At 57.2% G+C, this 17,739-nt stretch carries 17 protein-coding genes and 1 pseudogene; 11 read left to right on the plus strand and 7 right to left on the minus strand.

Going from position 1 to position 17,739, the window contains the following annotated elements; translation table 11 throughout:
* Positions 1 to 48: 48 nt before the first annotated feature.
* A complete protein-coding gene (locus tag HMPREF2541_RS08295) occupies positions 49 to 1,356 on the minus strand; it encodes a murein transglycosylase A (protein ID WP_064103259.1) in 1,308 nt (435 codons plus the stop codon).
* A 264-nt stretch (positions 1,357 to 1,620) separates the two neighbouring features.
* On the opposite strand from HMPREF2541_RS08295, the gene mutS reads away from it, so the two are divergent.
* The 5 genes from mutS (at position 1,621) to HMPREF2541_RS08320 (ending at position 7,552) form a co-directional block, all read left to right on the plus strand.
* Entirely contained in the window at positions 1,621 to 4,215 is a 2,595-nt protein-coding gene (mutS, locus tag HMPREF2541_RS08300) for a DNA mismatch repair protein MutS (RefSeq protein ID WP_070543075.1), read from the plus strand.
* Positions 4,216 to 4,511: 296 nt separating this feature from the next.
* A complete protein-coding gene (locus HMPREF2541_RS08305) occupies positions 4,512 to 4,967 on the plus strand; it encodes a hypothetical protein (protein ID WP_003824078.1) in 456 nt (151 codons plus the stop codon).
* A gap of 245 nt (positions 4,968 to 5,212) precedes the next feature.
* Positions 5,213 to 6,370, plus strand: a complete 1,158-nt coding sequence (locus HMPREF2541_RS08310) for an alpha-hydroxy acid oxidase (RefSeq protein ID WP_064103260.1) — start codon at positions 5,213 to 5,215, stop codon at positions 6,368 to 6,370.
* 118 nt (positions 6,371 to 6,488) lie between these two features.
* Positions 6,489 to 6,932 carry a hypothetical protein gene (locus tag HMPREF2541_RS08315; protein WP_003824075.1) on the plus strand — a complete coding sequence of 148 codons (444 nt, stop codon included), beginning with the start codon at positions 6,489 to 6,491 and terminating at the stop codon, positions 6,930 to 6,932.
* Positions 6,933 to 6,991: 59 nt separating this feature from the next.
* Positions 6,992 to 7,552 (plus strand): hypoxanthine-guanine phosphoribosyltransferase, encoded by a 561-nt coding sequence (locus HMPREF2541_RS08320; protein ID WP_003824073.1) that lies wholly within the window; start codon positions 6,992 to 6,994, stop codon positions 7,550 to 7,552.
* Positions 7,553 to 7,674: 122 nt separating this feature from the next.
* Here the strand turns inward: HMPREF2541_RS08320 and HMPREF2541_RS08325 are convergent, their stop codons facing one another.
* The 4 genes from HMPREF2541_RS08325 to eno form a co-directional block, all read right to left on the minus strand.
* Positions 7,675 to 8,553: a YicC/YloC family endoribonuclease gene (locus tag HMPREF2541_RS08325; protein ID WP_141744229.1), complete on the minus strand. Its 879-nt coding sequence runs from the start codon at positions 8,551 to 8,553 to the stop codon at positions 7,675 to 7,677.
* Between the two features lie 65 nt (positions 8,554 to 8,618).
* On the minus strand, positions 8,619 to 9,446 hold the full coding sequence (locus HMPREF2541_RS08330; RefSeq protein ID WP_070543174.1) for a DMT family transporter: 828 nt from the start codon (positions 9,444 to 9,446) through the stop codon (positions 8,619 to 8,621).
* A 313-nt stretch (positions 9,447 to 9,759) separates the two neighbouring features.
* The gene (gene ftsB / locus HMPREF2541_RS08335) at positions 9,760 to 10,065 is read right to left on the minus strand and encodes a cell division protein FtsB (RefSeq protein WP_003824069.1); all 306 of its coding nucleotides are present in this window, start codon (positions 10,063 to 10,065) and stop codon (positions 9,760 to 9,762) included.
* Positions 10,066 to 10,079: 14 nt separating this feature from the next.
* Positions 10,080 to 11,366 carry a phosphopyruvate hydratase gene (gene eno, locus HMPREF2541_RS08340; protein WP_003824068.1) on the minus strand — a complete coding sequence of 429 codons (1,287 nt, stop codon included), beginning with the start codon at positions 11,364 to 11,366 and terminating at the stop codon, positions 10,080 to 10,082.
* A 298-nt stretch (positions 11,367 to 11,664) separates the two neighbouring features.
* On the opposite strand from eno, the gene HMPREF2541_RS08345 reads away from it, so the two are divergent.
* The 5 genes from HMPREF2541_RS08345 (at position 11,665) to HMPREF2541_RS08370 (ending at position 15,801) form a co-directional block, all read left to right on the plus strand.
* The gene (locus HMPREF2541_RS08345; protein ID WP_070543077.1) at positions 11,665 to 12,402 is read left to right on the plus strand and encodes a methionine ABC transporter ATP-binding protein; all 738 of its coding nucleotides are present in this window, start codon (positions 11,665 to 11,667) and stop codon (positions 12,400 to 12,402) included.
* Position 12,403: 1 nt separating this feature from the next.
* The gene (locus HMPREF2541_RS08350) at positions 12,404 to 13,084 is read left to right on the plus strand and encodes a methionine ABC transporter permease (protein WP_064103261.1); all 681 of its coding nucleotides are present in this window, start codon (positions 12,404 to 12,406) and stop codon (positions 13,082 to 13,084) included.
* A 46-nt stretch (positions 13,085 to 13,130) separates the two neighbouring features.
* Positions 13,131 to 14,051, plus strand: coding sequence for a MetQ/NlpA family ABC transporter substrate-binding protein (locus tag HMPREF2541_RS08355; protein ID WP_003824062.1), 921 nt, complete (start codon positions 13,131 to 13,133; stop codon positions 14,049 to 14,051).
* Positions 14,052 to 14,463: 412 nt separating this feature from the next.
* A complete protein-coding gene (locus tag HMPREF2541_RS08365) occupies positions 14,464 to 15,243 on the plus strand; it encodes an acetoin reductase (RefSeq protein WP_064086170.1) in 780 nt (259 codons plus the stop codon).
* 141 nt (positions 15,244 to 15,384) lie between these two features.
* Positions 15,385 to 15,801: a YidB family protein gene (locus HMPREF2541_RS08370; RefSeq protein ID WP_003824059.1), complete on the plus strand. Its 417-nt coding sequence runs from the start codon at positions 15,385 to 15,387 to the stop codon at positions 15,799 to 15,801.
* A 253-nt stretch (positions 15,802 to 16,054) separates the two neighbouring features.
* On the opposite strand, the gene HMPREF2541_RS08375 is transcribed toward HMPREF2541_RS08370, so the two are convergent.
* Positions 16,055 to 16,420 (minus strand): dihydroneopterin aldolase, encoded by a 366-nt coding sequence (locus HMPREF2541_RS08375; RefSeq protein WP_003824056.1) that lies wholly within the window; start codon positions 16,418 to 16,420, stop codon positions 16,055 to 16,057.
* A 57-nt stretch (positions 16,421 to 16,477) separates the two neighbouring features.
* Here HMPREF2541_RS08375 and plsY point away from each other — a divergent pair, with 57 nt between their 5' ends.
* Positions 16,478 to 17,098 carry a glycerol-3-phosphate 1-O-acyltransferase PlsY gene (gene plsY, locus HMPREF2541_RS08380; protein WP_003824055.1) on the plus strand — a complete coding sequence of 207 codons (621 nt, stop codon included), beginning with the start codon at positions 16,478 to 16,480 and terminating at the stop codon, positions 17,096 to 17,098.
* Positions 17,099 to 17,601: 503 nt separating this feature from the next.
* Here the strand turns inward: plsY and HMPREF2541_RS12595 are convergent.
* Positions 17,602 to 17,739, minus strand: a pseudogene (locus tag HMPREF2541_RS12595) (oxidoreductase); the annotation flags it as partial.

Below are 17,739 nucleotides of genomic sequence, written 5' to 3' on the forward strand. Positions count from 1 at the left end.
GACTAGCATGACTGCTAATCTACGTCAGCCCCTAATTGATGGGCAATTTCACGGCAACACCCCGTTAGGCAACAGCAGCCAAACATAGCCTGTCTGCTTCATGCGGCCGGCCACTCTACCCGCCTCATCGCCATAACCCCAAAAAAAGTCCACACGCACTGCGCCGTTGATAGCACTGCCAGTGTCTTGCGCCATAATCAGGCGGTTGAGCGCATGGCCGGTTTCAGGATGCGCAGTGGCCAGAAACAGTGGCGCGCCCAAAGTGATGAAGCGTTTATCAACCGCGCCGGAATAACCACCGCTCAGCGGCACACCCAACGAACCAATCGGCCCGTCATTGCCATCCGGCAGTTGGCGGAAAAATACATAACTGGGGTTTTGACCCAACACCTCAGCCAGTTTATCCGGATGTGCACGCAACCAATCACGGATTTTCGGCATACTGGTTTGCGCTAACGGCAAATAACCTTTATTGGCCATATAGCGGCCGATAGAAATATAGGGATGGTCGTTTTTATCGGCAAACCCAAGGCGGATATAGCGCCCGTCCGGCGTACGGATTCGGCCGGAACCTTGGATATGCAGGAAAAACAATTCAACCGGATCATCGGCATAAGCCAACACCGGCGCACTGCCGTTTACCGCGCCGGCATTGATTTGCGCACGGGTGTAATACGGCACAAAGCGGCTACCTGAAACCCGTCCTTTCAAAGACCGGCTCTTCTCGCGCCCCGGGAAATCAGCCAGATTGGCCGTGTATTCACCATTAGCGGCAATTTGGCCACTGTTGCGGCCGGTGAGTTGGATACGCACCGTTCCTGATTGCGGTGCACCAGCCAACGGCACAGTAACCAAATCAGCGGGTAAGCCATAAATTGGGAAGCGCGCCTGCGACGTTTGCCGTGCGCTGCCGTGCAACACCGGCTCGTAGTAGCCGGTTATCGTGCCGCCCAACTGCCCATTGTGGCTCACTTCCCACGGCGTGAAATATTGCTCGAAAAACTGCCTAGCCGCTGCAGACTGACTGCCCACCCTGTCGGCCTGGGCGCACACATTCTGCCATTGCAGCTTGTTTTTCAAAGCAGTACAACTTTTGCGAAACGCATTCAAGCTAGCCGCAAAATCCTGCTGCGGCCACTGGGGCAACGCCGCAAACGACACCGCCTTATACCCTGCCGGGCTACCTGAAACCCGGTGCTGATAGCCTTCTGTATAACGCTGCCCGGGCGGCAAAGCCGGCATAGCACCGACACCGCCGCCAGAAGGCTTGGGCCGGCTATGAAAAAAACAGCCGCCCAGCAGCAATGCCAACAGCAGCAGCCAGCCGTTACGAGAAGAAAGAAATTTTCCTGCCATTTCAGTTTTCATTCCATGAAGTTGAATTTATACCACTGAAAGAAATCGATAAATAATATATAAACATTGCCGCCCGTCCCGCGCCGTTTCCGATGCTTTCTAGCCAACTCCTGCCCGTTTACGGCGGCCGCAGGCGCAAACTGGCAGAATTTAACCACCCACCCCAGCCGCCGGGCAAATCATTTTACAAGTACAAACATTTCGTCCACTGCCGCATCGGCTACAATATCGTTTTTCGCCTTTCCATTTTTCAGGTAGCCTTTCATGAGCCGCAAAAGCGCCGTATCCCCCATGATGCAGCAGTATTTCGAGATCAAAGCCCAGCACACCGACAAACTGCTATTCTACCGCATGGGCGACTTCTACGAGCTCTTCTTCACCGATGCCGAAGAAGCCGCCCGCCTGCTCGACATCACGCTCACCACCCGCGGTCAGATCAACGGCGAGCCCATCAAAATGGCCGGTGTGCCGCATCATGCGGCCGAGCAATACTTAGCCAAATTGGTCAAACTCGGCCGCAGCGTGGCCATTTGCGAGCAAGTGGGCGAAGTAGGCGCCAATAAAGGCCCCGTAGCGCGCGAAGTAGTGCGCATCATTACCCCCGGCACGCTCACCGATGCCGCCCTGTTGGAAGACAAAGAAACCAACCGCATCGCCGCCGTGGCTTGGAACGGCAAGTCCAAGCAGCCGGTCGGCCTCGCCTGGGCCTCCCTGCAAAGCGGCGAATTCAAAGCCAAAATCATCGCCCCGGCCCAACTGTCCGACGAACTCGCCCGCCTGCAGGCCGCCGAAGTATTGCTGCCCGACCAAGCCGCCGCCAAACTGAGGCTACCTGAAAACTGCAACCCCACCCGCCTGCACGACTGGCAATTCGCCCCCGACAGCGCCCACACTCTGCTCACCGACTACTTCGGCTGCCAAGACCTGCTCGGCTTCGGCCTCCAATTCGGCGAACACGATCCCGCCATCGGCGCCGCCGGCGCCCTGCTCAACTACATCCGCCACACCCAATCCCGCCTGCCGCGCCACCTCGACAACCTCAGCCTCGAAACCGAACAACAATATATCGGCATGGATGCCGCCACCCGCCGCAACCTCGAAATCACCGCCACCCTGTCCGGCAAAAAAGAGCCCACCCTCTTTTCCACCCTCGACCGCTGCGCCGGCAACATGGGCAGCCGCCTGCTCGCCCAATGGCTGCACAACCCGCTGCGCAACCGAGAACACATCCGCGCCCGTCAAGAAGCCGTATCCGCCCTGCAAAACGATTATTCCGCCCTGCAAGGCTACCTGAAAACCATCGCCGACATCGAACGCATCGCCGCCCGCATCGCCGTAGGCTCCGCCCGCCCGCGCGACCTCTCCGGCCTGCGCGACAGCTTATTCACACTTACCCAACTCAGGCTACCTGAAAGCAGCCTACTCAATACCCTGGCCGACATCTTCCCGCAAGGCGCAGGCATTGCCGAGAAGCTGCAACAGGCTATCCTGCCCGAGCCCGCCGTATGGCTGCGCGACGGCAGCGTGATCAACCACGGCTTTTCCGCCGAGCTCGACGAACTGCGCCGCATCCAAAACCACGGCAGCGACTTCCTGCTCGAACTCGAAGCGCGCGAACGCGAGCGTACCGGCCTCTCCACCCTCAAAGTCGAATACAACCGCGTGCACGGCTTCTACATCGAGCTTTCCAAAATCCAAGCCGCCGAAGCCCCCGCCGACTACCAACGCCGCCAAACCCTGAAAAACGCCGAACGCTTCATCACCCCCGAGCTCAAAACCTTCGAAGACAAAGTGCTCAATGCCCAAGAGCGCGCCATCACACTTGAAAAACGCCTCTACGACAGCCTGCTGCAAGAGCTCCAGCAACAACTGCCCTTGCTGCAACGTACCGCCAAAGCTGCTGCCGCGCTGGACGTACTCTGCTGTTTTGCCCACTTTGCTGCCGAACACGATTACCACGCCCCCCAGTTCACCGATTATCCCGGCATCGAAATCGACAACGGCCGCCATCCCGTGGTTGAAGGCCAAGTGCCGCACTTCACACCCAACCACACCCGCCTCGACCACAAACACCGCCTCATGCTGCTCACCGGCCCCAATATGGGCGGCAAATCCACCTATATGCGCCAAGTCGCCCACATCGTTTTGCTCGCCCACACCGGCAGCTTCGTGCCCGCCGAAGCCGCCCGCATCGGCCAAATCGACCAAATTTTCACCCGCATCGGCGCCTCCGACGACCTCGCCGCCAACCGCTCTACCTTCATGGTGGAAATGAGCGAAACCGCCTACATCCTGCGCCATGCCACCGAACAATCACTAGTGCTCATGGACGAAGTCGGTCGCGGCACCTCCACCTTCGACGGCCTCGCCCTCGCCCAGGCCGTGGCCGAACATTTAATCCAAAAAAACCAATCTTTCAGCCTGTTTGCCACTCACTATTTCGAGCTCACCCGCCTGCCCGAGCAGCATAGCGCCGCCGTCAATATGCACCTCTCCGCCTTAGAAGAAGGGCAAGACATCGTCTTCCTGCACCACATCGAGCCCGGCCCGGCCGAAAAAAGCTACGGCATCGCCGTAGCCAAACTCGCCGGCCTGCCCGCCCCCGCCCTCAAAGCCGCGCAGAAACACCTCGAACAGCTCGAAGCCCAAGCCGCCGCCCACCGCCCGCAGATGGATATGTTCAGCCTGCCAGAAGATGCAGTACCCGAACACAACCCCGCCGAGCCCGCCCCGCCTGCCGCCCACCCCCTGCTGCAAGAGCTCGCTGCGCTGCATCCCGACGAACTCACCCCGCGCCAAGCCCTCGAGCTGCTGTACCAACTGCAAAAACAGGCTGCCGCCGCGCAAGAGGCTACCTGAAAGCTTCAACAACATTCAAACGTAACGCCGCACAATTTCTGCGGAGCTAAAAGCAGAACCTCGATGTAGGTAAAATGCAAACTACAACGTAGTTAGAAACAGCCTTACCATTTTTCAGGTAGCCTCAAACTGCGAAAGGCTACCTGAAACTGCCTGTATCGGTTTCAGGTAGCCTGAACACTATGCGCTGCCAAGAACGTAATAATTTGTACATTTCCAGTAAAACTGCGACAATACAACCGTTTTCGAACACGAAAGCCCTCAGTGTCAATTTAACAATCGTAAGGACTTTAACTATGAAACAACGCTTACTCGCTTTAGCCCTCATTTCCGTATTGGCAGCCTGCGGCGGCCAAACCAACAGCTCTGCTCCGGCTCAATCCGCCGCAGCCAGCGGCGCACAACCCGCTGCTACCGCACCTGCTCTTGATTCTGTATTGGCCGAACCCAAAGTAGGCGACCTCTACGCCGCAAAACTCAGCTCATTCTCCGATCAAGGTTTCGGTCAAAACGGCAAAGAGCAATCCGTGGCCTACGGCCTGATGAAAGTGGTGGAAGTGCAGTCCAACCACATCATCGTAATCACCGAAGATGCCGCCTGGGAAGTGCCTGAAGGCGCCAAACAAGACCTGAACGGCGACCTCTCCAACATCACTTGGGACGAATCCGAGCGCATCCAAATCAAACGCGACGAACTGCCCCAGATGGTTGCCGACGGCCGCATCGTAGAAACCCGCCGCCTCGACAAATAATCTGCGCTGCATGCTATACAAAGGCTACCTGAAAACTTTCAGGTAGCCTTTTCCATTGCCCAACCCATTACAGCCTAGTTAATTCACTTTCAATACAAACTAATGCACTGCAACAGTGTGCGCAATGCAGCATGGCGAAGCCAAACCTCACGAAAGTGAAGATAATTTGCGGTAGCGATATAATCCTTATCGCTTCCCGCCACACATCAGCGGCGGCCTCATTCCAACAAGCAAAAGGCATCCCCATGACTTCCCATCTCAGCAAAATCACCTGCATCGCCGACCTCCAGCGCATCGCCCGGCGCAGAGTGCCCAAAATGTTCTACGACTACGCCGACACCGGCTCGTGGACCGAATCCACCTACCGCGCCAACGAAGCCGACTTTCAATCCATCCTGTTCCGCCAGCGCGTGCTGGTGGATATGGAAAACCGCAGCCTCGAGAGCAAAATGATCGGGCAAACCGTGAAAATGCCGCTCGCCCTCGCCCCCGTCGGCCTCACCGGCATGCAGCATGCCGACGGCGAAATCCTCGCCGCCCGCGCCGCCGCCAAATTCGGCGTGCCCTACATCCTCTCCACCATGAGCATCTGCTCCATCGAAGACGTGGCCGCCAACAGCCCCGATCCCTTCTGGTTTCAGCTTTATGTGATGCGCGACCGCGAATTCATGCGCGACCTCATCCGCCGCGCCAAAGCCGCCCAATGCTCCGCCCTCGTGCTCACCGCCGATTTGCAGGTGCTCGGCCAGCGCCACAAAGACATCAAAAACGGCCTCTCCACCCCGCCCAAGCCCACCCTGATGAACCTGCTCAACCTCGCCACCAAGCCCGAATGGGGCTTGGGCATGCTCAACACCCAACGGCGCGGCTTCGGCAACATCGAAGGCCACGTTAAAGGCGTGAGCGACATGAGCTCCCTCTCCGCCTGGACGGCCGAGCAGTTCGACCCCGGCCTGAGCTGGGACGACGTGGCCCGCATCAAAGACGAATGGGGCGGCAAACTCATCATCAAAGGCATCATGGATCCGGAAGACGCCGAAGCCGCCGTGAAAAGTGGCGCGGATGCCATCGTAGTGTCCAACCACGGCGGCCGCCAGCTCGACGGCGCCCCCTCCTCCATCCGTGCCCTGCCCCGTATCGTTTCCGCCGTCGGAAACGATATCGAAGTGTGGATGGACGGCGGCATCCGCAGCGGCCAAGACATCCTACGCGCTTGGGCATTGGGCGCGCGCGGCGTGCTCATCGGCCGCGCCTACATCTACGGGCTGGGCGCCTACGGCGAAGCAGGCGTCACCCGTGCGCTGGAAATCCTCTACAACGAAATGGACATCACCATGGCCTTCACCGGCCACCGCAATATCCAAACCGTTACCCGCGATATTTTGGTGGAAGGCACATACTAACGCCCCTTGCCCTGTACTATAATTCAGGCTACCTGAAAAACAGCGCAGCTTTCAATTTCCGTTGAAGCCCCCGTTTTCAGGTAGCCTTCTTAATCAATCTTTTTATAGGAAAACCCAAATGCGTACCCAACCCCTACTGCTCGCCCTTCTCATCGCCACCCCCTTCGCCGCTGCCGGCAATCTCGAATGCAACCCCCAGCCGGTTCAACAAGGCGTACCCACCGTATACCGCTGCACCTATCACAACGGCACCCTCGCCCAAGCCTACGCCGCCATGCGCGCCAACCAAAACGAAAACCACATCCTGCAGCTCGACCATCCCCATCTGCCGCGCACCCTGCCCACACGCACCTTCACCCGCAACAGCCAAGCCCACTTCGACTATGACGGCGACGGCCAAAACGAGGCCTACCCGATCAAACTCGTCATCAACCGCCCCGGCCCGAACCGTGTGCTGGTCAGATTCTTCCAGGACAGCCCTGCCACCCCCTACACCCGCGCCACTCTTTTTGAGCGTAAAGGCCGAAACGTAGAAATCACCATTTCTGAATTCGCCTCCTAAGGCGTGTACACGGTATCATTTTCAGGTAGCCTACACCAAACCCGCAAGGACATCCCCGCATGACCATCCAACAACGTTTCCAGCAAGCCAACGGCATCCTGGAAAAAGCCGACCTCCTGTTCGACGAAGCCACCTGCCGCGCCGCCCTGGAGCGTATGGCTGAAGAGATTACCGCCGATCTGGCCGGCCAATATCCCCTGCTCCTGCCCGTGATGGGCGGTGCCGTCGTATTTACCGGCCAGCTCCTGCCCCTTTTGCGTTTCCCGCTCGATTTCGACTACGTACATGTTTCCCGCTACGGCAGCGAACTAAGCGGCAGCGTGCAGCTCAACTGGCTGCGCGCCCCGCAAAACAGCGTGGAAGGCCGCCACGTTTTGGTACTCGACGACATCCTGGACGAAGGCCACACCATGGCCGCCATCCACAAACAAGTGATGGAAATGGGCGCCGCCTCCTGCCGCACCGCCGTGTTCGCCAACAAAGACATCAACCGCCCCAAACCGATCACTGCCGATTATGTGGGCATCCACGTGCCCAACCGCTACGTGTTCGGCTACGGCATGGACGCCAGCGGCATGTGGCGCAACCTCGGCGCCATCTACGCCCTGGCTGATAAATAACGAAGCCTAAGTTGGAGGCTACCTGAAAGCGGCGGTATCGTACTGCCAACTATCCATCCCTTTCGCGACAACAACAAAAGGCTACCTGATTGTTCAGGTAGCCTTTTCCGTCTGCACCAATATCACTCAATATTCTGTACTTGCTCGCGCATCTGCTCGATGAGCACTTTCAGCTCCACCGAGGCCTGGGTGCATTCGGCGGCAATGGATTTGCTGCCCAGCGTGTTGGCTTCGCGGTTGAGTTCCTGCATTAGGAAATCCAGGCGCTTGCCGATGCTGCCTTTGGGCCGGCTGCTCACGATGCGGCGCACTTCGGCGATGTGGGTGCGCAGGCGGCTGAATTCTTCGTCCACGTCTGCCTTCTGCATAAACAGGGCAAACTCTTGCTGCAGGCGGTCGTTTTCCACGTCGCCCACCGCTTCGCGCAGCCGCTGGCGCACTTTGTCCATATGCTGTTGCAGCAGCTGTGGGAAAGCGGCGGCCAATGCGTCCAGAATCTGTTCCATCTGTTGCAAACGCTGCAGTAGGTGTTGCTGCAACTGCTCGCCCTCGCGGCTGCGGGCCTGGTTGAAGGCGACCAGCACTTCGTTGATAAGCTGCAACACGGCTTCGTCCAAATCGCCGATTTCTTCCGCCGGAGCAGCCAGCACGCCGGGGAAAGCGAGGATGTCGGCCACGCCCAAGCGTTGAATATCGGGGTGTTTCTTACAGATTTTGTTGTTGATTTTAGCCAGCCGGGCAACCAATTTTTTGTTCAGTCGCAATTCTTGCTCGCCACCGGCCTGCTCGCCGTGGCGCAGCTGGATGCGGCATTCGATTTTGCCGCGTGCGGCGTGGGCGGATACGGCTTCGCGCAATGCGCCTTCGAGGTGGCGCAGGTCTTCGGGCATTTTGAATTGGATGTCGAGATAGCGGTGATTGACCGCGCGCAGTTCGATATACAGGCGTTTTCTGCCATGCTCGGCACTGCCGTTGGCAAAACCGGTCATGCTTTTGATCATAATTTTCTCCTTTAAATACAGTGGATAAATTGTTCGCCTTGCTTTCAGGTAGCCTTTAAGCCCCTTTATTTGCCCTTGGCAAAACTGCCCAATACGCCGGCGCATACAATCACCAACATACCGATGATTTCGTGCCAACTGGTGCTATCGCCCAGCCAGAAAATGCCCAGCAGGGTGGAAAATACCACAGTGAGGTAGGACAGCGAAGCCACCGTGAGCTTGCGCCCCACTTGGTAGGCGCGGGTCATCGCCAGCTGGCCGAGTGTGCCGGCAGCACCCAAGCCGAACAGGTAGGGCAGCGATTGGACGGTGGGCAGCTGCCAGCCGTTGATGCAGGCCAATATGCCCGACATGGCCGTGGCCACGCAGCAGAAGTAAAACACCACGCGCCAGCTGGGTTCGCCCAGCTGCGAGAGTTCGCGCACCTGCAAATATGCCCAGCCGGAACACACGCCGGAAATCAGGCCGATGAGGCCGGCAAGCTGCTGCTCGGCGGCAATGGTGGGCTGGAGCAGGATGATGATGCCGCCGAAGCCCATCAAAAGCGCGGCCAACATCAGCGGGGCAATTCTTTCCTTAAGGAAAATGAAGGAAAGCAAGGCCAAAAACAGCGAAGAAGTGTAATTGAGCGTGATGGCAGTGGCCAGCGGCAGGCGGGGGAGCGCGAAGAACGAAAGCAGGAGCGCCACCGAGCCGGTGATGCTGCGATTGAGGTGCGATTTCAGATAGGGTGTGCGGAAGGGCTTGTGGCGCCACCATTCAGGCAGCCCGATCGCCACCAGGCCAAACAGCATGCGCCAAAACACCAGCTCGTTAAAACTGAAGCCGAAACGGCTGCCGGCGGCTTTGGCAAACGCGCCCATCAGGGCAAACAGGGCGGCGGAAACCACCATCCAGCCTGAGCCCAGGCGGTCGGCGGCAATGGCGGAAGTGTTCACAAAGGATTCAATCTGGTTGCGGAAATATTTTCAGGTAGCCTCTACTGATCAAGAAAGGCTACCTGAAAAACAAACCGGGCTATCGCACCGGCAAAATCTGGCAGGCATTCAGCAGCAAAACGGCAGCGGAAACCAACAGCCAAGGCAAGCAGGTTTTCAATGATGCTTTCATAACTTCTCCTTCAAAACGGATGGGAAAAAATTCAGCGTGATTATTTTCAGGTAGCCTGTCCGGCGGATGAGGCTACCTGAAAAGGATGCGGACACATTATTCGGCCGCTGCACTCCCTGCTGCCGCCTCGGAAGCGGGCAAAACGCGGTAATACACTTCGCCCGGCCCCACATAGCCCAAATCGGTGCGGGCGATTTCGGCGATGGCATCTTTCCCGGTGCGCAGATTTTCCACTTCGGCTGTCAAAGCCTGATTACGCAGCACCAGGCTTTGGTTGGCCTGCCGCTGGCGCTCAGCTTCAGCCTCCAGCCGCCACATATCGCGCCAGCCGCCTTTGGCTAGCCACAGATCATGTTGCAACCACACCAGCGCCACGGCCAATACCACGGTTACCCATTTCATGTTTCAGGTAGCCTTTAGCGAGCCAAATGGTAAAACGCAGCCTGGCCGGGATAATAAGCGGCTTCGCCCAGCTCTTCTTCAATGCGCAGCAGCTGGTTGTATTTGGCCATGCGGTCGGAGCGGGAAAGCGAACCGGTTTTAATCTGCATGCAGTTGGTGGCCACAGCCAAATCGGCAATGGTGCTGTCTTCGGTTTCGCCGGAGCGGTGGCTCATCACGCTGGCGTAGCGGTTGCGTTTAGCCAGCTCCACGGCTTTCAGGGTTTCGCTCAGGGTGCCGATTTGGTTCACTTTCACCAGCAGGGCGTTGGCAATGCCTTCTTTAATGCCTTCGGCCAGGATTTTCGGGTTGGTAACAAACAAGTCGTCGCCCACCAGCTGCACTTTGCCGCCAAGCTTATTCGTGAGCAGCTTCCAGCCTTCGCGGTCGTTTTCGTCCATGCCGTCTTCGATCGAAACAATCGGATAGCGATTGGCCAAATCGGCCAGATAATCGGCAAATTCGGCGCTGGTCAGCGCTTTGCCTTCGGCGGAGAGGTGGTATTTGCCTTCTTTATAAAACTCGCTGGAAGCGCAATCAAGTGCGAGCAGCACGTCTTTGCCCGCTTCGTAGCCGGCAGCTTTCACGGCTTCCAAAATCAAATCCAAAGCTTCGGCGTGGCTGCCCAAATTGGGGGCAAAGCCGCCTTCATCGCCCACAGTGGTGGGGAAGCCTTTATCGTGGCAGATTTTTTTCAAGTGGTGGAACACTTCCGCACCACAGCGCAAGGCCTCGCGGAAGCTGACCGCGCCTACCGGCATAATCATGAATTCCTGAATATCCAGGCTGTTGTTGGCGTGTTCTCCGCCGTTGATCACGTTCATCATCGGCACCGGCATCGCCATCGGCCCAGCGCCGCCCAAATAGCGGTAGAGCGGCAGGCCGGCATCTTCGGCGGCAGCGCGTGCCACAGCCATAGATACGGCCAAAGTGGCATTGGCGCCGAGGCGGCCTTTGTTGTCCGTGCCGTCTAATTCCACCAGCACTTTGTCGATATAGCTCTGCTCGGAAGCATCAATGCCGATAATGGCTTGTGCAATTTCGTTGTTCACATGTTCTACGGCTTTGAGCACACCTTTGCCCAAATAGCGTGCGGCATCGCCGTCGCGCAGCTCCAGCGCTTCTTTCTGGCCGGTGGAAGCGCCGCTGGGCACGGCCGCGCGCCCCATCACGCCGCTTTCCAGCAACACATCGCATTCTACGGTGGGATTGCCGCGTGAATCGAGAATCTCGCGGGCGAAAATATCAATAATGGCGCTCATGCACTCTGCTCCAAAAGTTAGTTGGCTGAAGAAACGGCGGCTCACCCGCCAAAATGGCAAGATTATACCCGAAACCGGCGAGCTTGAAACACAGCCCGGCAAACAGCCGCTCTTGACAAAACCCATATTTGGGCATTAAATACGCCATCATTATTTACGCCGATTTGATACAGCTTGCGGGCGTTAAAACAGCTAAAGCGTACTATTTATAACACGCACCTCTGTTTTAAGCCCATTGTTGATCCAGTGGGCTTTAAATCTTTGCAGCCGCAGAGTGAGGCGGCCATACAACAACATCATGATTATTCTGGATTCCGTTTGTAAAAGCTATCATCACGGCAAAAGCAACCAATTCATGGCCGTGCATCCCTTAAGCCTGAGCATCGACCAAGGTGAGGTGTTCGGGTTGATGGGCTATTCCGGCGCGGGCAAATCCACCCTGCTGCGCCTGATCAACCTGCTGGAACTCCCCGACAGCGGCAAAGTGCTGGTAGACGGCCAAGACCTCCCCGCCATGAGCCCCGCCCAGCTGCGCACCGCCCGCCAAAACATCGGCATGGTGTTTCAGCAGTTCAACCTGCTCGCCAACCGCACCGTGGCCGGCAACGTAGCCTTCCCGCTGGAAATTGCCGGCTGGAGCAAAAGCAAAATCAACGAACGCGTGCGCGAATGTTTGCAGATTGTCGGCCTGTCCGACCGCGCGCAGCACTACCCAGCCCAACTTTCCGGCGGGCAGAAACAGCGCGTGGGCATTGCCCGTGCGCTTGCGCCCAACCCCCACGTGATTCTGGCCGACGAACCCACCTCCGCGCTCGACCCAGCCACCACCCGCAGCGTGCTCGACTGTTTGCAAGACATCAACTGCCGTTTCAACGTAACCATCGTGATTGTTACCCACGAAATGAGCGTCATCCGCCGCCTGTGCCGCCGCACCGCCCTGCTGCATCAAGGGCACTTACTGGAAGTGGCCGACGTGCGCGACAAGCAGATTCTGGCGCACACCGACATCGGGCGCGAATTGGTACAGGAGGATTGAAATGGGGCAGCAATACGATATTTGGGAAAATCTGATGCGCCTGCGGCCGGAGTTTTACAAGGCCTTCGGCGAAACCGCCATCATGCTTGGCATTTCCGGCATTGTCAGCATCATCATCGGTGGCCTGCTCGGAGTATGGCTCTACACCACCGGTAAAAATCAGATTTTTGCCAACCGCCGCGTGAACCATATTTTAGGCTTCACCATCGACTTTATCCGCGCCTTCCCCTTCGTCATCCTCATGATTGTGATGATGAAACCCACCCGCATGATCATGGGTACCACATTCGGCCCGGTGGCCGCCTCTATTTCGCTCAGCGTGGCCGCCATGTTTTATTTTGCGCGGCTGGTGGAACAAAATTTGGCCGAAGTGCCTAAAGGTGTGGTGGAAGCCGCGCTGGCCATGGGTGCCAAACCCATGACCATCATCACCAAAGTTTTGCTCAACGAAGCCCGTGCCGGCCTCGTACGCAGCATTGCCATCCTGATTATTGCCACGCTGGGCACCAGTGCCGCTGCCGGCTTAATCGGCGGCGGCGGCGTGGGTGACCTTGGCATCCGTTACGGCCATCAGCGCTATATGGCTGATGTGTTGTGGGCAGTAGTAGCCCTACTCTCGGCCTTAGTGGTCTGCATCCAAACGCTCGGCAACCATTTAGCCGCCCGTTTAGACAAACGCTAATCCGTTTTTTCTCAACCTGTTTATCCATTGTATAAGGAGACACTCAATGAAAGCATTATGGAAACTCACCTGCGCCGCCGTGCTGGGCATGACCCTGGCCGCCTGCGGCGGACAAGACAGCGGCAGCGGTGCACAAGCATCTGCCGCATCTGCCGGCAGCCAGCCAGCCGCCGAAGCCAAGCGGGAAATCCGCTTCGGCACCACCCCGGGCGACTTTGCCGACATGATTAAAGACCAAATCCAGCCCATGCTGGAAAAACAGGGCTACACTGTTACCCTTACCGAGTTCCCCGATTACGTTACCCCCAACCAGGCACTGGCCGAGGGTGCGATCGACATCAACATTTTCCAGCACAAACCTTATCTGGACTCCTTCAAGGCCGAACACAACCTCGACCTGACCGAAGTATTCCAAGTGCCGACTGCTCCTTTGGGCATCTACCCGGGCAAGCTCACCGCACTGGATCAGGTGAAAAACGGCAGCTCCGTTTCCATCCCCAACGATCCGTCCAACCTCGCCCGCGCTTTGGTAATGCTTGACAACCTGGGCTGGATTAAACTGAAAGAGGGTATCGACCCGCTGCGCGCCGCCCGCACCGATATTGCTGAAAACACCAAAAATATCGAATTCGTGGAAATGGAAGCCGCTAACCTGCCGCGTAGCCGCCAAGACGTAGACTTCGCCATCGTAAACGGCAACTACGCTATGTCTTCCGGTATGAAACTGGCCGAAGCCCTGTTCCAAGAGCCCAGCTTCGCCTACATCAACTGGTCTGCCGTGCGCACTGCCGATAAAGACGCACAATGGGTACAAGACGTAACCGCCGCCTACAATTCCCAAGAATTCAAAGACTACGCGCACAAACGCTTCGTCGGCTACAAATATCCTGCCGTATGGGGTGAAGGTGCAGCCGCCGCTTCAGCCGCTTCTGCAGCAGCCGCCTCTGGCGCATCTACCGCCAAATAAGCAACGCGGATAAAACCACAGCCGTTTCAGGTAGCCTGAAGCGGCTGTTTTTAATTGAGAAAAAGGCTATCTGAAAAATACCCTTATATCTGGGAACACGCAATAAACTGATTTTATGTATCTTGCTCCTTCCTAACGCGTTGCTCCTCCTTACTGCCCGAGCCCTGCCCACAGCCTCACCCGATTTTGCCAACTGCATAAAATTTTCCAAGCAAACCAATCTGTTGCCCTTTTGTTTACATCTGTTATGATTTTTGGTACTTTACTGCCATTGTTCATGCAGATACACACCACACATTTAGATTTCAAATTCCCCCTTTCCGCCATCCGTCCGCTTGTTCGGGCGGCTGGCATTCGCCGGCCGTGCCGCAAAGGCATACGGCCGCATTCCCACCCGAAAAGGAGATCTACCATGACCGATGTGAAAAAAGTAGCCGTAGTTACCGGTTCCGCCGCAGGTTTGGGCAAAGCAATCGCCACCCGTTTGGCCAAAGACGGCTTCCGCGTGGTGCTGCACGACATCAACGCCGACAACCTGAACAAGGTTAAAGCGGAATTCGATGCCGCCGGGTTTGAAAATATCGCCGTAAAGGGCAATTCCGCCAGCCGGGAAGACCAGTTCCGCCTGGTGGCCGAAGCAGTCAAGGCCTTCGGGCGGGTGGACGTGTTTGTCAACAACGCGGGCGTAGAATCGGTCGGCACATTCTTGAGCCTGAACGAAAATGAAATCGACCGGGTGTTGGGCATCAACATCAAGGGCGTGATTTTCGGCACGCAGGCCGCCGCCGAACAAATGAAAAAACAGCAGGGCGTGGGCAAAATCATCAACGCATGCAGCATCGCCGGCCACGAATCCTACGAAATGCTGAGCCTGTATTGCGCCACCAAGCACGCGGTACGCTCGTTCACCCATTCCACCGCAAAAGAACTCGCCCCCTACAACATCCGCGTGAACGCCTATTGCCCGGGCGTGGCCGACACCCCCATGTGGGAGCGCATCGACGCCGCATTCGTAGAACACAAGGGCTACCAGCCGAAACAGGCGTGGAACGAATTTACCAAAGGCATCCTCGCCGGCCGGCCGCAACAGCCGGAAGACGTGGCCAACCTGGTATCCTTCCTGGCTTCGGAAGACGCCGACTACATCACCGGCCAAACCATCCTCACCGACGGCGGCATGGTATTCCGTTAAACAACAGGCAAACGGCCGGCGGCAGCCGGCTGTTTTTATGGCCGCCCGCATTTTGCATCCGCTAAATTCGGTTAAACCCGCACCCTGCCGCCCAAACTTTGCTACACTGCGCCCCTTTTCACACAAACACAAGGAAAAATCATGGCTTTAATGGATAATCTGATGAACGCGGCCAGCCAGATGCTGGGCGGCAAAGACGGCGGCCAAGGCTCGCTCACCGATATGGCGATGGATTTGGTGAAACAGCACGGCGGCGTGGGCAACCTGATCAGCCAGCTGCAACAAGGCGGCTTGGGTGATGCCATCAGCAGCTGGGTTTCCAACCAGTCCGGCAATATGCCCGTGTCCGGCAGCCAATTGCAACAGGCGCTGGGCAGCGACACCGTCAACCAGCTGGCGCAGAAATTCGGCGTGGATGCCAACCAGGCAAGCGAGATGCTGGCCAAAATCCTGCCCAACCTGGTAGACCACGCCACCCCCAACGGCAGCACGCAAGACGCAGACGGCTTCGGCCTGGACGATGTGGCTTCCATGCTGCTGAAAAACTTTATGAAATAAACCAAAAGCCGTCTGAATGTTCAGACGGCTTTTTTATTTGTGAGGCTACCTGAAAGCACAGCTTAGGCGAAGTTTAAACGGCGAGATGGCTGAAGCAATGCACTGCATATCGTGTTCGCTCTCTTAGCAGAGTGGAAAATACTTTGGCTATAGCGGATTAAAATCAGAATGGGCAAGGCGGCGAGCCGCAGACAGTACAACCAGTACGGCAAGGCAACGCCGTAGCATTCTGGTTTTAATCCACTATATCTTTTCAGGTAGCCTCTACCCTGCCTCGCTCCATCACTACGCCCACCGATGCCACGCCGGGCAGGATGCCGGGTTTCACCGCCTTAATCCGCACGCTCTCGCAAGAAGGGAAATGCTTGAGCAGCAGCTGCGCCACATAGCCTGCCAGCGCTTCCAGCAGGAAAAACTGTTGGCCGGCCAAGGCCGCCGTTACCAGCTCCGCCGCCTCGGCGTAGCTGATCGTATCGGCCACGTTGTCGCTCTTTTCCGCCGCACCCAAATCGGCGCGGATGTCGATATCCAGCAGCACGGTTTGCGGCTGGCGGCGCTCCCAGTCGAAAACACCGATTAGGGTTTGGGCTTTTAGGCCGTGCAGAAAAACGGTATCCATGCTGTGCTTGTCCTCGTGATAGAATCCGGCTCGTTTGTTTGAATGTGAAAAAATCTTATGGCTGACATCTTGTCTGTGTGGGGCTTGGCCGCTGTGGTCGCCGCCTACTTAATCGGCTCGCTCTCGTTTGCCGTTATCGTATCCAAATTCTACGGGCTGGACGACCCGCGCAGCTACGGCTCGGGCAACCCGGGCGCCACCAATGTTTTGCGCAGCGGCCGCAAAAAAGCCGCCGCGCTCACGCTCTTGGGCGACGCGCTCAAAGGCCTGGTGGCCGTGCTGCTCGCACGATGGCTGCAATCGTATTTTGGCCTGGCCGACGAAGTGGTGGCTGCCGTGGCCGTGGCGGTCTTGGCGGGGCATATGTGGCCGCTGTTTTTCGGCTTCAAGGGCGGCAAGGGCGTGGCCACCGCACTGGGCGTGCTGCTGGCTTTGTCGTGGCCAGTGGCGCTGATTTGCGCGGCGGTGTGGCTAATGATGGCCTTCGGGCTGAAAATTTCTTCACTGGCCGCACTCACCGCCACCGTAATCAGCCCGCTGGCCGCCATGTTTCTGGTGCAACAGCCTTCCTGGCAGGCCGCCATTGCCGTGATTGCCGCGCTGGTGCTGCTGCGTCACCGCAGCAATATCCAAAACCTGCTCAGCGGCAAGGAAAGCAAAATCGGCTCAGGCAAATAGCAGCGTTGGCTGCCCGATAGAGGCTACCTGAAAATTTTAGCTTCGCAGAAACTTCGCTGCGCTGCACTTTCAGGTAGCCTTTATTAATACCAAAAACTCCATATCCAACAATTCAATCTGAAACCCAATTAAAACTCTTGAAAAACTAGATATAGGCTTTCTAGTATCAAAGGTTGAGCTGTGCTTTTCTCTGCTGACACAGCCGAACGGAGCGCAGTTTTTCGGGGAATAAGGGCTTGCATGTTCGAAGCGGCGAAGCCGCAAGTTGCGAGCCCGCCCGAAAAACCGCGCGGAGTGAGGGAAGTTTGGCAAAGCCAAACCTGTGTCCGCAGTCGCCTTTCTTTTGCTTCCTTTTCTTTGGCGAAGCAAAGAAAAGGAAGTGCCCCGCGCCGGCAGGAGGCGCAAGGGTAAACAAAACATACACGGAGCAGGCTTCCTGAAAACTAAAACGAGTTTAGCCTACTTTCAGCCTCGTATAAGTTTCTCTTTCAGGATGTTTCTCCTCACCCCGCATCTTTCAACAACAAAGCTGCAGCCTGCCGACCGCTTTGCACGGCGGCTTCCAGCGTGGCGGGGTAGCGCGGGGGGAGGTAGTCGCCAGCGAGGGAGATATGCTGATGGCGCAGCCAGGCAGTGGGGAT

It is taken from the genome of Eikenella sp. HMSC061C02 (assembly GCF_001809035.1).
Classification (GTDB): Bacteria; Pseudomonadota; Gammaproteobacteria; order Burkholderiales; family Neisseriaceae; genus Eikenella; species Eikenella corrodens.

Excerpts from the sequence above, each read along its gene's own strand:
- HMPREF2541_RS08310 (WP_064103260.1), top strand. The coding sequence starts at position 5,213 with ATGACTTCCCATCTCAGCAAAATCACCTGCATCGCCGACCTCCAGCGC.
- HMPREF2541_RS08355 (WP_003824062.1), top strand. The coding sequence starts at position 13,131 with ATGAAAGCATTATGGAAACTCACCTGCGCCGCCGTGCTGGGCATGACC.
- mutS (WP_070543075.1), top strand. The coding sequence starts at position 1,621 with ATGAGCCGCAAAAGCGCCGTATCCCCCATGATGCAGCAGTATTTCGAG.
- plsY (WP_003824055.1), top strand. The coding sequence starts at position 16,478 with ATGGCTGACATCTTGTCTGTGTGGGGCTTGGCCGCTGTGGTCGCCGCC.
- HMPREF2541_RS08365 (WP_064086170.1), top strand. The coding sequence starts at position 14,464 with ATGACCGATGTGAAAAAAGTAGCCGTAGTTACCGGTTCCGCCGCAGGT.
- HMPREF2541_RS08375 (WP_003824056.1), bottom strand. The coding sequence starts at position 16,420 with ATGGATACCGTTTTTCTGCACGGCCTAAAAGCCCAAACCCTAATCGGT.
- HMPREF2541_RS08320 (WP_003824073.1), top strand. The coding sequence starts at position 6,992 with ATGACCATCCAACAACGTTTCCAGCAAGCCAACGGCATCCTGGAAAAA.
- HMPREF2541_RS08295 (WP_064103259.1), bottom strand. The coding sequence starts at position 1,356 with ATGGCAGGAAAATTTCTTTCTTCTCGTAACGGCTGGCTGCTGCTGTTG.
- HMPREF2541_RS08305 (WP_003824078.1), top strand. The coding sequence starts at position 4,512 with ATGAAACAACGCTTACTCGCTTTAGCCCTCATTTCCGTATTGGCAGCC.
- HMPREF2541_RS08315 (WP_003824075.1), top strand. The coding sequence starts at position 6,489 with ATGCGTACCCAACCCCTACTGCTCGCCCTTCTCATCGCCACCCCCTTC.
- HMPREF2541_RS08325 (WP_141744229.1), bottom strand. The coding sequence starts at position 8,553 with ATGATCAAAAGCATGACCGGTTTTGCCAACGGCAGTGCCGAGCATGGC.
- HMPREF2541_RS08350 (WP_064103261.1), top strand. The coding sequence starts at position 12,404 with ATGGGGCAGCAATACGATATTTGGGAAAATCTGATGCGCCTGCGGCCG.
- HMPREF2541_RS08345 (WP_070543077.1), top strand. The coding sequence starts at position 11,665 with ATGATTATTCTGGATTCCGTTTGTAAAAGCTATCATCACGGCAAAAGC.
- eno (WP_003824068.1), bottom strand. The coding sequence starts at position 11,366 with ATGAGCGCCATTATTGATATTTTCGCCCGCGAGATTCTCGATTCACGC.
- HMPREF2541_RS08370 (WP_003824059.1), top strand. The coding sequence starts at position 15,385 with ATGGCTTTAATGGATAATCTGATGAACGCGGCCAGCCAGATGCTGGGC.
- HMPREF2541_RS08330 (WP_070543174.1), bottom strand. The coding sequence starts at position 9,446 with ATGGTGGTTTCCGCCGCCCTGTTTGCCCTGATGGGCGCGTTTGCCAAA.
- ftsB (WP_003824069.1), bottom strand. The coding sequence starts at position 10,065 with ATGAAATGGGTAACCGTGGTATTGGCCGTGGCGCTGGTGTGGTTGCAA.